The organism is Streptomyces griseoruber, assembly GCF_001514205.1.
GTDB lineage: Bacteria > Actinomycetota > Actinomycetes > Streptomycetales > Streptomycetaceae > Streptomyces > Streptomyces griseoruber.
This window is the reverse complement of sequence record NZ_KQ948771.1, coordinates 34,603-48,527: the sequence shown is the minus strand read 5'-3', so window position 1 is coordinate 48,527 and position 13,925 is coordinate 34,603. Positions and strand designations below refer to the sequence as shown.

12 protein-coding genes are annotated in these 13,925 nt (G+C 72.3%); 4 read left to right on the top strand and 8 right to left on the bottom strand.

Going from position 1 to position 13,925, the window contains the following annotated elements:
• The first annotated feature begins 23 nt into the window (after nt 1-23).
• On the top strand, nt 24-2,279 hold the full coding sequence (locus AQJ64_RS22560) for an endonuclease (RefSeq protein WP_059202929.1): 2,256 nt from the start codon (nt 24-26) through the stop codon (nt 2,277-2,279).
• A gap of 4 nt (nt 2,280-2,283) precedes the next feature.
• Here AQJ64_RS22560 and AQJ64_RS22555 read toward each other — a convergent pair whose 3' ends face one another.
• A complete protein-coding gene (locus tag AQJ64_RS22555; RefSeq protein WP_240512893.1) occupies nt 2,284-3,483 on the bottom strand; it encodes a PucR family transcriptional regulator in 1,200 nt (399 codons plus the stop codon).
• 149 nt (nt 3,484-3,632) lie between these two features.
• Here AQJ64_RS22555 and AQJ64_RS22550 point away from each other — a divergent pair, with 149 nt between their 5' ends.
• The 3 genes from AQJ64_RS22550 to AQJ64_RS22540 all read left to right on the top strand — a co-directional run bounded on the left by AQJ64_RS22550 (nt 3,633) and on the right by AQJ64_RS22540 (nt 7,428).
• The gene (locus tag AQJ64_RS22550; protein WP_055637583.1) at nt 3,633-5,117 is read left to right on the top strand and encodes a long-chain-fatty-acid--CoA ligase; all 1,485 of its coding nucleotides are present in this window, start codon (nt 3,633-3,635) and stop codon (nt 5,115-5,117) included.
• An 85-nt stretch (nt 5,118-5,202) separates the two neighbouring features.
• Nucleotides 5,203-5,913, top strand: coding sequence for a type 1 glutamine amidotransferase (locus tag AQJ64_RS22545; protein WP_055637584.1), 711 nt, complete (start codon nt 5,203-5,205; stop codon nt 5,911-5,913).
• Nucleotides 5,914-6,150: 237 nt separating this feature from the next.
• Entirely contained in the window at nt 6,151-7,428 is a 1,278-nt protein-coding gene (locus AQJ64_RS22540; protein ID WP_055637585.1) for a glycosyltransferase, read from the top strand.
• Between the two features lie 6 nt (nt 7,429-7,434).
• On the opposite strand, the gene AQJ64_RS22535 is transcribed toward AQJ64_RS22540, so the two are convergent.
• The 7 genes from AQJ64_RS22535 to AQJ64_RS22505 form a co-directional block, all read right to left on the bottom strand.
• Nucleotides 7,435-8,550: a glycosyltransferase gene (locus tag AQJ64_RS22535; RefSeq protein ID WP_055637586.1), complete on the bottom strand. Its 1,116-nt coding sequence runs from the start codon at nt 8,548-8,550 to the stop codon at nt 7,435-7,437.
• 73 nt (nt 8,551-8,623) lie between these two features.
• Nucleotides 8,624-9,586, bottom strand: coding sequence for a collagen-like protein (locus AQJ64_RS22530; RefSeq protein WP_055637587.1), 963 nt, complete (start codon nt 9,584-9,586; stop codon nt 8,624-8,626).
• 193 nt (nt 9,587-9,779) lie between these two features.
• A complete protein-coding gene (locus AQJ64_RS22525) occupies nt 9,780-10,379 on the bottom strand; it encodes a dTDP-4-dehydrorhamnose 3,5-epimerase family protein (protein ID WP_055637588.1) in 600 nt (199 codons plus the stop codon).
• Complete coding sequence (gene rfbA / locus AQJ64_RS22520) at nt 10,376-11,323, bottom strand: glucose-1-phosphate thymidylyltransferase RfbA (protein ID WP_079061873.1); 948 nt, start codon at nt 11,321-11,323, stop codon at nt 10,376-10,378. The genes AQJ64_RS22525 and rfbA overlap by 4 nt, the downstream gene beginning before the upstream one ends.
• Before the next feature lie 114 nt (nt 11,324-11,437).
• A complete protein-coding gene (hypE, locus tag AQJ64_RS22515) occupies nt 11,438-12,499 on the bottom strand; it encodes a hydrogenase expression/formation protein HypE (protein WP_055637589.1) in 1,062 nt (353 codons plus the stop codon).
• Nucleotides 12,492-13,619 (bottom strand): hydrogenase formation protein HypD, encoded by a 1,128-nt coding sequence (hypD, locus tag AQJ64_RS22510; protein ID WP_055637590.1) that lies wholly within the window; start codon nt 13,617-13,619, stop codon nt 12,492-12,494. The genes hypE and hypD overlap by 8 nt, the downstream gene beginning before the upstream one ends.
• Nucleotides 13,616-13,918, bottom strand: coding sequence for a HypC/HybG/HupF family hydrogenase formation chaperone (locus tag AQJ64_RS22505; RefSeq protein ID WP_055637591.1), 303 nt, complete (start codon nt 13,916-13,918; stop codon nt 13,616-13,618). Before AQJ64_RS22505 ends, hypD begins: the two co-directional genes overlap by 4 nt.
• Nucleotides 13,919-13,925 lie beyond the last annotated feature (7 nt).

Sequence of the window (13,925 nt, the reverse complement as noted above, 5' to 3'; positions counted from 1 at the left end):
CGGGAAGGCCGAGGAGGCAGACCATGACGACGGAACTGCGCACCGAGCGCGCCTCGGACTACCTGTCCCAGCTCACACGGGCCGCCCGGCGCTACACCGACCGCACCGAGCGCCGCGACCGCAACAAGGCGGTGCTCGCCACCAGCGGTGTGCTGTACGCCGACGATCCCGAGCGGGTCGCGAAGCGGCTGGCCCGGCTCGGCGCCGACTGGTCGCTGGCCCGGGCGATCGAGCGGACGCCGTCGGATCCGGCGGCCACCGCGGGGAGCACCCTGCGGCTGCCGCCGGACAGCTTCGGCCGCGATGTGCTGGGCCTGGAACGGCTCATCGGGCGCAACGACCTCACTCCCGTCGCGTTCCTGGAGGAGGGCGTCCTCGCCGCACGCCCGGTCGGCCGGATCACCGTCGGAGGGCCGGGCGGTGGCCACGGCACCGGCTTCCTGGTCTCCCCCGCGCTGCTGCTGACCAACCACCACGTCCTGGGCGACCCGGAGGAGGCGGCCCGCAGCGAGGTTGCGTTCGCCTTCCAGGACGGGGTCGGCGGCGGCCCGCTCGTACCGGCCGTGTTCCGGCTGGAGCCGCAGCGGTTCTTCGTCACCGACCAGCGGCTGGACTTCAGCCTGGTCGCGGTGGCGCCGAGCGGCACCCGGGGCGAGGCGTTGTCGTCGTTCGGGCGGCTCACCCTCAGCGAGGCGCAGGGCAAGGTCGTCATCGGGGAGTTCGTCAACATCGTCCAGCATCCACGGGGCGAGCCCAAGCAGTTGGCGCTGCGGGACAACCAGGTCGTGGACGTGCTCGACGACTTCCTGCACTACGAGTGCGACACCCAGCCGGGGTCGTCGGGTTCGCCGGTCTTCAACGACCAGTGGGAGGTCGTGGCCCTGCACCACTCGGCCGTGCCGAAGACCGACGGCCAGGGCCGGCCCCTGAGCGTGGACGGAACGGTCTGGCAGCCGGACATGGGCGAGGCGCGGCTGGCGTGGAAGGCGAACGAGGGGGTGCGGATCAGCCGGGTGCTGGGCGCCCTGCGTGCGATCAGCCCGGGCGGTGAGGCGGCCGGGCTGCGGGACGAGGTGTTCACCGCGGGGTCCGCCGTACCGGCCGTACCGACCGCTCCGGCACCGCCCGAGAGCGCCCCTGTGCCCCCGGCCTCCGCCAACGGGGCCGCGGCCGGGGCCAACGGTTCACGCGCGGCGTACCTCGCCGACGGCACGGCGCGGCTGACCGTCCCCCTGTGGGTCACCGTCGGCCTCGGTCCGTCGGGGTTCCCGGCGGTGGCCGCCGGCGTCAGCGGCGCGCAGCCCGTCCCCACGTCCCCTCCCCCGCCGCTCGCGGCCCCGGCCGGCCCGCCGCCTCCCCTGACGGCGCCGGGCGCCGGTGCCCCCACCACCGCGCGGGCGGACACGGTCTCGGCGGTCGAGAGGGACGTGACCGCCGCCCTGGTCAACCTCCGGCTCGCCCAGGACCGGCCCTACTACGACCGGACCGCCGACCGGGCCGCCTGCGACGCCTACTACGCGGGCGTCGGTGACCTGAGCGGCGACGCGCTGCGCCGTGCGCTCACCGGCCTGCTGGAGCGGACCCACGCGCCCCGGCCGAGGTACCAGCCGATCCGCCTGGTGTATCCGTGGGTCGACCTGCACCAGGACGGCCGGCTGCGCAGCATCTACTCCGGCCGGGACTTCGCGCCGGAGGAGTTCATCCGGGCCGACGCCGCCGTGGCGGAGAGCCGGCTGAACCGCGTCCGGGAGTTGCTGCTGCGCGAGAGCACGGCGGGCCCGGCCGAGTTCGAGGCCGAGTTCGACGCCCTGGAGGAGACGATGCCGTTCAACTGCGAACACGTGGTGCCGCAGTCGTGGTTCGCCAAGCAGGAGCCCATGCGGGGCGATCTGCACCATCTGTTCGCGTGCGAGGCGGGCTGCAACAGCTTCCGCGGCAACTTCCCGTACATCGACTTCCCCGGTGTGCAGGAAGCGGTCCGGGACGCCTGCGGGAGGCGCGAGGGCGAGGGGTTCGAGCCGCAGCAGGGAAAGGGCACGGTCGCCCGGGCCACCCTGTACTTCCTGCTGCGCTACCCGGGTCTGGTCGGCGATGCGCCGCAGGAGTTCCCCGCAGAGCGGCTGCCCACCCTGCTGACCTGGCACGACGGCGAGCCGGTGAGCGAGTACGAGCAGCACCGCAACGCGGCCGCCGCGGAGATCCAGGGAAACCGCAACCCGCTGATAGACCACCCCGACTGGGCGCGCCGGATCGACTTCACGGGCGTCTGGCGCAGGTGAGGGCTCAGTCCCGCGTCCCGGTGGGAGACCCCTCCCGCCCCGTCCCCGAGGTGCGCACGGCGAGCAGCGCGGCGCCGAGGTCCGCCGTCGTACGGGGGTCGGACAGGGAGCGGCCGGTCAGCTCCTCGACGCGGCGCAGCCGGTAGCGGACGGTGTTGGGGTGGACGAAGAGGGTGCGGGCGGTGTCCGCTGCGGAGCCGGCGGCGGCGAACCAGTGTTCCAGGGTGGTCAGGAGCCGGGCCCGTTCCGCGGCGGGCAGCGCGAGCACCGGTCTGAGGACCACCTCCGTCAGGTGTGCCGCCTCGGCCGGCGCGGCGGCGACGAGCATGGCCAGCGGGTTGTCGTCGAAGCGTGCGACGCCGGGCCCGGTCCCGGGCAGTCCGGCCAGGGCCAGCCGGGCGAAGCGCAGGGCCTGCGGGGTGTCGCGCAGGGAGGGGAAGCCGGGGCTGACGCCGACCCGGGCATGGGCGCGGCGCAGGGCGCGCAGGCAGGTGTCCTCGGCCCCCGGGGCGGCCAGGGCGACCACGCCGATCTGCTGGTGGGGCAGCAGCCGCCAGGCGGAGGGCAGACGCGCCTGGCGCAGTGCGGCCTCGATTCCGCTGAGGGGCTCCTCGCCGGGGGCACCCGCGGCCGCCGCGACGACCGCGAAGGGGCCCTGTTCGGGCAGGCCCAGCTCCCGGGCGGCCTCCCAGAGCGTGGTCCGGTCGGCGAGGGCGCCGGTGAACAGGGCCTCCACCAGCGCCGAGCGGCGGGCCTCGCGCTGGAGGGTCAGCTCGGCGGCGGTCTCCCGGTGGGCCGCCGCCACGGCCTCCGCGTAACGGCCGAACAGCGCCCAGATCTCCGCCGACCGGGTGACCAGCTCGGCGTCCGTGACCTCGGGGTGGGTGCGGGACTCCTCGATGATCTCCGACCACAGGAGCTCGAAGCCGATCCGGTAGGCGTGCAGGGTGTCGGCCAGCGGCATGCCCTGCTCGGCCCGGACCCGGCCGGTCTCCCGGGCCGGGCTGGGATCGGGCGTGTCGGTGCGGTGGAAGTGGCTCAGGACGAGGTCGGCGTTGGCGGTGCAGGAGCGGCGCAGCGAGTCGAAGGGGATCAGTGACTCGTCCTGGTAGGCGGGGACGGCGGAGCGGATGCGCTGCGCCATCCGCTCGCCCAGTTCCGGCAGCCGCGCGTGGAGCGCCGACGTCACACCCGAGAGGTCCATTGCCGCAGCTTAGACAGGCCTTCTTGTTCGTGTGAACAAACCCGGCGGGCAGACGCTGTCCCGCCGCCCATAGGTCGCCGCCGGATGCGCCAGCACCATGTCGTCCACGTGAACGGCGGATTTCAGCGGTGAGATGCGTGGAGGCGGGCATGGCCAATCTGGCGGGCTTTCTGGTGGACACGGCGGAGCGGCAGCCGGCCCGTCCCGCACTGCGCCTGGGCGAGCGGGTCATGGCGTACGCGGAGCTGGACCGGGCCAGTGCCCGCGCCGCCGCCCTGCTGCGGGCCGAGGGGGTGCGCCCGGGCGACCGGGTGGCGCTGATGCTGCCCAACGTCCCGGAGTTCGTCGTCCTCTACTACGGCGTGCTGCGCGCCGGGGCCGTGGTCGTCCCGATGAACCCGCTGCTGAAGGCGCGGGAGACCGCGTACCACCTGACGGACTCCGGGGCGAGCCTGCTGTTCGAGTGGCACCAGGCACCGGGTGAGGGCGCGCAGGGCGCGGCGGCGGCCGGGGTGCGGCGGCTGGCCGTGGAGCCCGCCGCCTTCGCCGAGCTGCTGACCGGGCACGAGCCGCTGGCGGGTGTGGCGGACACGGACGACGCGGACGTGGCCGTCCTGCTGTACACGTCCGGCACCACGGGCCGCCCCAAGGGGGCCGCGCTCACCCATGGCGGGCTGCGGCACAACACCGAGGTCAACACGGTCCAGGTGCAGCGGATGACCCCGGACGACGTGGTGGTGGGCTGTCTGCCGCTGTTCCACATCTTCGGCCAGATCTGCACCATGAGCGTGGCCGTCCGCGCCGGGGCCTCGCTCACGCTGGTCCCGCGTTTCGAGCCGCAGGCCGTGCTGGACGCGATCGCACGCGACCGGGCCACGGTCTTCGAGGGCGTGCCCACCATGTACGCCGCGCTGCTCCAGCACCCTTCGGAGGCGGACGTGTCGACGCTGCGGATGTGCATCTCGGGCGGCGCCTCGCTGCCCGTGGAGATCCTGCACGGCTTCGAGCGGCGGTTCGGCTGCGCGATCCTGGAGGGCTTCGGCATGTCGGAGACGAGCCCGGTGGTGACGTTCAACCATCCCGACCGGCCGCGCAAGGCCGGGTCCATCGGCACCCCGATCCAGGACGTTCAGGTGCGGCTGCTGGACGAGACGGGGCAGGACGTCCCGGCGGGCGAGGTCGGCGAGCTGGCCGTCCGGGGCCCGAACGTGATGAAGGGCTACTGGAACCGCCCCGAGGAGACGGCGGCGGCCGTTCCCGACGGCTGGCTGCGCAGCGGCGACCTGGCACGGCAGGACGAGGACGGCTACTTCTACATCGTCGACCGCAAGAAGGACATGATCATCCGGGGTGGCTACAACGTCTACCCGCGGGAGATCGAGGAGGTCCTCCACGAGCACCCGGCCGTCGCGCTGGCCGCCGTGGTGGGCGTCGGCCACGCCCACCTGGGCGAGGAGATCGCGGCGGCCGTCGTCCTGCGACCGGGGGCCCGGGCGACCCCGGACGAGCTGCGCGAGTTCGTCAAGGAGCGGGTGGCGGCGTACAAGTACCCGCGCGAGATCTGGCTGATGGACAGGCTCCCGACCGGCCCGAGCGGCAAGATCCTCAAGCGTGAGATCACGGCCCCGTCCTGACCCCGCCGCTCCTCCCCCGGGGATATCATTTGATCTCAAACAGAATGGGATCACGCCTCTCCCGAGGGGCCGGAGGAGGAGCCAGGTGCGCGCACTCGTCATCCAGCACGACCACGTCACGGAGCCGGGCCTGGTGGGCGCCCGGCTCGTGGAGCGCGGGTACGACCTCACCACGGTGACGGTCGTGCCCGAGGACCGCCATCACGCCCCGGACGTGGCCTTCGACTTCCCCGATCCCGCCGACTGGGATGTGATCGTGGCGCTCGGCGCCCCCTGGTCGGTGTACGACCCGGCGGCCGTCGGCCGCTGGATCGGCGGCGAGCTGGCGCTGCTGCGCAAGGCGCACCACCTCGGCATACCCGTGCTCGGCGTCTGCTTCGGCGCACAGGCGCTGACGACGGCGCTCGGGGGGGCGGTCGAGGAGGCACCGCGCCCCGAGATCGGCTGGGTCGAGGTCGACACCGACGAACCCGCCCTGGTCGGCCCCGGCCCCTGGTTCCAGTGGCACTACGACCGCTGCGTCCTGCCGCCGGACGCCGAGGAACTGGCCCGCACCGCCGTGTGCGCGCAGGCCTTCCGGGCGGGGAGCAGCCTGGGGGTGCAGTTCCATCCGGAGGTCACCCCCCGGATGGTGCGCGGCTGGCTCGCTCTCGGGGGCGCCGAGCAGTGCGTCCGGCACGGGCTGGACCCCGAAGAGCTGCTCGCCCGCACCCGTGCCATGGAACCGACGGCCCGGGCGAACACCGCCCGCCTGGTCGACGGCTTCCTGGACGGAACGGCGGGCGCGCCCTCGTAGGTGCCTTCACAGGTGCCTTCGCGGGCGCCTTCGTGCGTGCATGCGTGCGTGCATTCGGGTGGTCCGCACCCCCCACCGCCTGCCGTACGGCTCTGCCGCCGGGGCCTGCTCGTAACCTCGGCGGAAACGGCGCGCCGGCCCGGCTGCGGACCACCGCGGGCCAGGCCAAGTACCCGCGGGATTCCGGGATTTCACCGGCGTCGCCCCATCGGCCCCGAGCCACGCAGGGAGCAGCAGATGCCGCCGTCGACCGCCACCCCGAGGTTCTCCGTCTTCACCCCCAGCCACCGCCCGCGTTTCCTCGACGAGTGCCTGGCGACGCTCCAGGCGCAGACGTGTCCGGACTGGGAGTGGATCGTCCTGCTCAACAACGGCGCCCGCTGGCGGCCGGAGTACCCCGACGAGCGGATCCGGGTGGTGATCGCGGACGACGTCGTCGGCGTCGGCGCCGCCAAGCGCAGGGCCTGCGAGCTGGCCCGCGGCGAGATCCTCGTCGAACTCGACCACGACGACCTGCTGGCGAGGGCATGTCTGGCGGAGCTGGGCAAGGCGTTCGACGCGCATCCCGACGCCGTCTTCGTCTACAGCAACACCGCGCAGATCACCGAGGACGGCGGGCGGGACGAGACCCGCTTCGACGAGACCTTCGGCTGGCAGTACGAGGACGTGGACGTCGACGGCCGCAGACTGCTCCAGGTCGTCTCGCTCGCGCCGACGCCGCACAACGTCGCCTACATCTGGTACGCGCCCAACCATGTACGGGCCTTCCGCAAGGAGAGCTACGAGAAGGCCGGCGGGTACGACGCCACCCGCACGGTGCTGGACGACCAGGACCTGATGTGCCGTCTCTTCCACCTCGGCGACTTCCACCACATCAACCGCTGTCTGTACCTCCAGCGGGTCCACTCCGCGAACACCCAGTGCGAGCCGGAGATCAACGCGCACATCCAGCGCGAGACGGTCACCCTGTACGACAAGTACATCGAGGCCAACGCGCTCGCCTGGACGCTTCGGCGCGGACTGCTCGCCCTGGACCTCGGCTCGGCACACCGCAAACCGCCGGGGTACACGGGCGTCGACCGGCGGGCGGGCGAGGGCGTGGACATTGTCGCGACCCTGCCGGGGAAACTCGACCTCCCCGACGACTCCGTCGGCCTGGTACGGGCGGTGAACTTCCTGGAGTACGTCCCCGCGAAGGTGCCGCTGATCAACGAGCTGTACCGGCTGCTGGCCCCCGGCGGCATGCTCCTCACCCTGACGGCCAGCTCCGACGGCCGCGGGGCGTACCAGGACCCGACCCACGTCGCCTACTACAACGAGAACTCGTTCTGGTACTACACGGACGACCAGTACCGCACCTTCGTCCCCGACATCGAGGCCCGCTTCCAGTCCTCCCGGCTGGTCACCTACTTCCCCAGCGAGTGGCACACCGAGAAGGACATCTCGTACGTCGTCGCCAACCTCATCGCGATGAAGGAGGGCGCCGCGCGGTGCGGGGGGAAGCTGCTGGTGTAGTGGCCCTCAGACCCCCACGAGCTGTGTCACGCCGAGGTGCTCCCGGGCCAGCTCCAGGTTCTGCGTGACCCGCTCGCGGTGTTCGGCGGGCAGCCCGCCACTCTCCAGCAGGCGTTCGCAGCATTCCCTGGACTCCGCGTACTCGCCCATCCAGTAAGCGGCCACCGCGAGCTCGTCGAGCGCCTGCCACTCGTACCAGCCGGCCTCGACGAGGAGGTCGTCCTGCGGGAACGGGATGCGGGCCGCCCGGCGGGCGAACATGTGGGCGAGCGGCCAGCGCGGGCCGCTGGTCCGGCACAGGCGCGCGAGCTCGCCGATGGCCTCGGCACGCGTGGGCCGGGTCTCGTAGGCACGGAGGTAGCGGTCCATCACCTCCGCCGAGGGCCGTTCGAGGCTCTCCGCCAGCCGGGCGGCCCAGAGGCGGGCGCAGTAGACCTCCTGCTCCCAGCCCCCCATGTCCGCCCTGCGGTCGTAGGCCTCGAGCGCCTTCTCCGGTTCGCCGGCGTCGCGCCAGCTCTGGGCGAGGTAGAAGGCGTAACGGGCGTTGCCGGGCTCCTCGGCCAGGCCCTGCTCCAGGATGCCGGCGTCCCGCAGGTATTTGGTCCGTGCGCCTTCCTGCCGGAGCCGCGCCCCGCCGCCCACGATGATCATCTCGACGCCCCGCAGCGTGCCGAGGCCGAAGCGGGCGCCGCAGTCGATGTACTCGTGCAGGACGCCGACGTACCGCCAGGGCAGGCGGGTCGAGACCAGGGCGGGGCGCCAGTAGCGGAAGGACCCCGAGCGGATGTCGACCTTGTACGCGTCGGAGGTCAGGTCCGGCATCCGGAAGCCGGGCTCGGTCTCCATCACGTCGTCGGCGTCGATGAAGAACAGGTAGTCCGCCCGGGAGCGGGCGAGTTCGATGGCCTCGGTACGGCTCCCGTCGTATCCCCTCCAGGGCCGCTCGTACAGTTCCCCGGGCAGATCGCCGTAGACGTCACGGATGATGTCCTGGGTGCCGTCGGTGGACCCCGTGTCCACGATGACCCAGGTGTCGATCAGGGGGCGTACGGATTCGAGACAGCGCCGGATCACCGGCGCCTCGTCCTTGACGATCATGTTGAGGCAGACCGTCGGTCTCACGGGCCCTCCAGAGGCTGTGTCAGCGGTGCCCCGAGGGTGGGCCCCGGGGCAGCGTCGCTCACTTCACGGGGATCTACGGCGTGACGTCGGCACAGATGGCGAAGGCGGTGAGCCCCTGGCCGGTGCCGTTCTGCGTGGCCTGCCACCCCTGCTGCGTGCCGGTGACCAGGACCGGTCGGCTCGAACCGGGCGAACCGTTGGTCACGACGAACCCGCCGCCGGTGACGATGTCGCCGGTCCGGCAGGCGGCCGTCGCCGAGGTGGTGCCGGTCGCGGTCACGAGGTACGTGGTGAGACCCGAGGCACCGGTCGCGCCCTGGGCACCTTGAGCGCCCTGGGCTCCCTGGGCGCCCTGCGCGCCCTGAGCGCCCTGCACTCCGGTGCCGCCCGTCTCGCCCACGGCTCCCTGAGCACCCTGAGCACCCTGCGCGCCCTGAGCACCCTGAGCGCCCTGAGCGCCCTGCACTCCGGTGCCGCCCGTCTCGCCCACGGCTCCCTGAGCACCCTGAGCACCCTGCGCGCCCTGAGCACCCTGCGCGCCCTGAGCGCCCTGCACTCCGGTGCCGCCCGTCTCGCCCACGGCTCCCTGAGCACCCTGCGCACCTTGAGCACCCTGCGCTCCCTGCGCTCCCTGCGCGCCCTGAGCGCCCTGCGGGCCGGGCTTGCCCGGCTTGCCGGGCCTGCCGTCGTGGCCCTTGGGGCCCTGGGGACCCCTCGGACCCTGCGGGCCGCGGGGGCCTCGCGGGCCCTGCTCCGCGTGGTGGTGGGGGCCGCGGTCCTTGTCCGCGGAGGGCGCGGCGCCGTAGTGCACCGTCGCCCGGCCGTCGGAACCGGCCCGGCGGACCGCGTCGGCCACGGCCGCCTCGGACACGCCCGCCGGGAGCTTCTGCACCACCAGGCGACCGGCGTCCGGCCGCTGCATCGCGTCGGCGATCGCCACCGTGCTCGGAAGCACGCTCAGCGCCACCGTCGCCGCGCCCGTCGTGACCATCGTGACGGACTTCAGGCGCGCAATTCGGATCGTTCTGCGGTTCAAGAGAACCTTCCTCACGTTGGGGAGGGATCAGACGGCGGGCGCGCACTCAGCGTGCATCGGTTCCGCTCGGCCGCCATGTCTCCTTGGGCCATGAACGAAGTCATCCATTCCACCGCTATGAAAAAATGACTAAAGGACGACCCGTCTCGACCATGAGGATCACCCGAGCGGCGTCACCGCCCCCGCGGCCCGCTCATGATTCACTCACCAGACTTCCGCGATAGGCCACGCATTCCTCGAAGGACGGCAGCAGCCCCTGCCGCTCGGCTTCCGCCAGCGTCGGCGCCGCCGCGTCCTTGCCGGAAAGGACGGGTGTGAGGTCGCCGGGCCACGCGATGGCCAGGGCCGGGTCGAGCGGGTCGATCCCGAATTCGCGGTCCGGCGCGTATCCCCGCGAACAGAGGTAGACGACGGTGGAGTCGTCCTCCAGCGCCATGAAGGCGTGGCCGAGCCCCTCCGAGAGATAGACGCAGCGATGCGTCGTGTCGTCGAGGCGTACCGCCTCCCATGTCCCGAAGGTCGGGGAACCCACGCGGATGTCGACCACCACGTCGAGGACGGCGCCGCGGACGCAGGTGACGTACTTCGCCTGGCCGGGCGGGACGGCCGCGGCGTGGACACCGCGGAGCGTGCCGCGCACCGAGCGGGAGCAATTGGCCTGCTCGAAACGGAACCCGTGCCCGACGGCCGCGCGGAAGGTCTCGCTCCGGAACCACTCGTGGAAGCGGCCCCGGTCGTCCGTGAACGCCCGGGGCGTGTCCACCCACGCCCCTTCGATCCCGAGCGCTCTCATGTGCTCACCTTTCTCGCGCCACCGAGCCCCTGCGCGTCCCGCGGACGCTCCTGGTCCGGCCAGGACGTGACGACGGGCCCGGAGTCCTCCAGCAGCCCGAGCAGGTAGTGGCCGTATCCGCTCTTCAGCAGCGGCCGGGCCAGTTCCCGCAGCCGGTCGTCGTCGATGAGGCCGGCCCGCCAGACCGCCTCCTCGACACAGCCGACCTTGAAGCCCTGACGTTCCTCGATGACACGGACGAACTCCGAGGCCTGGACCATGGAGGCGAACGTCCCGGTGTCCAGCCAGGCGGTGCCCCGGTCGAGCCGGGTGACCTGGAGTTCGCCCGCCTCCAGATAGACGCGGTTGAGATCGGTGATCTCCAACTCGCCCCGGGCGCTGGGCCGCAGGGCACGGGCGATGTCGACGGCGCGGTGGTCGTAGAAGTACAGCCCGGGGACGGCGTAGCGGGAACGGGGTCGGGCCGGTTTCTCCTCGATGGAGACCGCCCGGCCGTGTGCGTCGAACTCCACCACGCCGTACGCCGAGGGATGCGCGACCTGATAGGCGAACACCCGGCCGCCCACCGGATCCTCGTGCCGGGCCAGCCGGGTGCCGAGTCCGCTGCCGTGGAAGATGTTGTCGCCCAGAATGAGGGCGACGGATTCCCCGCCGAGGAATTCGGCGCCCAGCACGAATGCGTGGGCGATGCCCTCCGGGCGTTTCTGCGCCATGTAGTCCAGCCGCAGCCCCAGTTGGCTTCCGTCGCCGAGCAACCGACGGAACTGGCCCTGGTCTTCGGGGGTGGTGATGACGAGGATCTCCCGGACGCCGGCCATCACGAGAGTGGACAGCGGGTAATAGACCATGGGTTTGTCGAAGACCGGCAGCAGTTGCTTCGACACCGAACGGGTCAACGGCCAAAGTCGCGAGCCGGTGCCCCCGGCCAACAGGATTCCGCGCACGGGATCACCATAGGCCAGCTGTCCGGCAATACCGGCTTTTAACACGATTTACGACAGGGCGAGGAGGATCGGGAGCGCGGCCATCGGCCCTTCGCCCGATCCTCCTCGGGCCGGTCAGCAGATACGCGGCAACTGCTCCCCGATCGGCAGGTCGACCACACGGGTGCCGCCCAGCCCGGTGCGTGCCACGACCATGCCGGGGTGGTCCTCGACGGCCTCCCCGATGATCACGGCGTCCGCGCCGAGCGGATGGGCCCGCATCGCCGCGAGGACCGCGTCGGCGTGCTCACGCGGGACGAAGGTCACCAGCTTGCCCTCGTTGGCGATGTACAGGGGGTCCAGGCCGAGGATGGCACAGGCGTTGGCCACGGCCGGCGGGACCGGGACGGCCCGTTCCTGGAGGACCACGCCGGTGCCGGAGGCGCTCGCGATCTCGTTGAGCGCGGCGGCCAGACCGCCCCGGGTGGGATCGCGCAGCACGTGCAGCTCCGGGGTGACGGCGAGCATGGCCTCGACCAGGCCGCCGAGCGGCGCGCAGTCGCTGGCGATCTCCACCCCGAACTCCAGGCCCTCCCGGACGCTCATGATCGCCACTCCGTGGACGCCGATGGCGCCGCTGACGATCACGACGTCCCCGGGGACGACCCGCTGCGGACGCAGGTCGACGCCCGCCGGGACGACCCCGATGCCGGCCGTGTTGACGAAGATCCCGTCGCCGTGGCCGGCCTCCACCACCTTGGTGTCCCCGGTGGCCACCTCCACGCCGGCGGCACGCGCGGCCGCGCCCATCGCCTGGGCGACCCGGGTGACGGTGTCGAGTTCGACACCCTCCTCCAGGATGAACCCGCAGGAGAGGTAGGCGGCCCGGGCACCGCTCATGGCGAGGTCGTTGACGGTGCCGTTGACCGCCAGGTCGCCGATGCTGCCGCCGGGGAAGAACAGCGGGCGCACCACGTAGGAGTCGGTGGAGAACGCCAGCCGGGCGCCGCCGAGGGAGAGGACGGCGGAGTCGCCGAGCTGCGCGAGCACCTCGCCGCCGAAGGCCGGGGCGAAGATCTGCTGGACCAGTTCGGCGGAGAGGACCCCGCCGCCACCGTGGCCCATGACGACCCGCGGCCGGTCGCGCAGGGGCGCCGGACAGGTCCACGCTTCGATGTCCAGGGCGGTGTCAGACAACGGGGCTCGCCTCCCGGGCCGGGCCGGCCGGCAGGTCCAGCCGTCGGTAGAGGTAGTACGCCGCACAGGCGCCCTCGCTGGAGACCATCGTGGCGCCCAGCGGGGTCCGAGGGGTGCACAGGGTGCCGAAGGCGGCGCACTCGTGCGGCTTGAGCAGGCCCTGAAGAACCTCTCCGCTGCGGCACTCGGCCGGTTCCCGCGTCCGGATGCCCTCGACGCAGAAGCGGTGCTCCGCGTCGTGGTCGCGGTACTTCGCAGACAGCCGCCAGCCGCTGCCGGGGATCACCCCGATGCCCCGCCAGGCGCGGTCGGTGACCTCGAAGACGTCCTCCAGCATGGCCCGCGCGGCCGGGTTTCCCTCCGGGCGGACGGCCCGGGCGTAGGCGTTGTCGACGGTGTGCTCGCCACGCTCCAGCTGCCGTACGGTCCGTCGTACGCCTTCGAGGATGTCGAGCGGCTCGAAGCCCGTCACGACGATCGGCACCCGGAAGCGCTCCGCCAGCTGCGGATACTCCCCCACGCCCATCACGCTGCACACATGCCCGGCGGCGAGGAAGCCCTGCACCCGGCAGGTCGGCGAGGACATGATCGCCTCGATGGCGGGAGGCACCCGGACGTGCGAGACCAGCATGCTGAAGTTGCGGACGCCCTGCCTGCGGGCCTGGTGGACCGTCATGGCGTTGGGCGGTGCCGTCGTCTCGAAGCCGATGCCGAAGAACACCACCTCGCGGTCCGGGTTCTGCTGGGCGATGCGCAGGGCGTCGAGCGGCGAGTAGACGACGCGTACGTCCCCGCCCTCGCCGCGCACCTGGAACAGGTCCCGGCCGGTGCCCGGCACCCGCAGCATGTCGCCGAAGGAGCAGAAGATCACCCCGGGGCGGGAGGCGATCTCCAGCGCCTTGTCGATGACCTCCAGCGGGGTCACACAGACGGGACAGCCCGGTCCGTGGATCAACTCGACCTCATCGGGCAGGAGTTGGTCGATGCCGTGCCGGATGATGCTGTGGGTCTGGCCGCCGCAGACCTCCATCAGCGCCCAGGGCCGGGTGACCGTGGCGTGGATGTCGTCGAGGAGCCGGCGGGCCAGATCGGGGTCCTGGAACTCGTCGATGTACTTCACTGCCCCGCCTCCCGTACGACGTCCTGCCCCGCCTCGGCCGCCGCCATCTCCCAGGCGTCGCCGAACTCCTCCTGGAGCATGCCGAGTTCGGCGAAGAGTTCGAGCGTCTGCTGTGCCGACTCCTCGTCCAGCCGTTGCAGGGCGAACCCGACGTGGACGATGGCGTACTCGCCGACCCGGAGGTCGGGCAGGTACTCCAGGCACACCTCCTTGACCACGCCGCCGAAGTCGACGGTGGCCATCCGGGTGCCGTCGCGTTCCTCGATGTCGAGCACTCTGCCGGGTACCGCCAGACACATGGGCCTC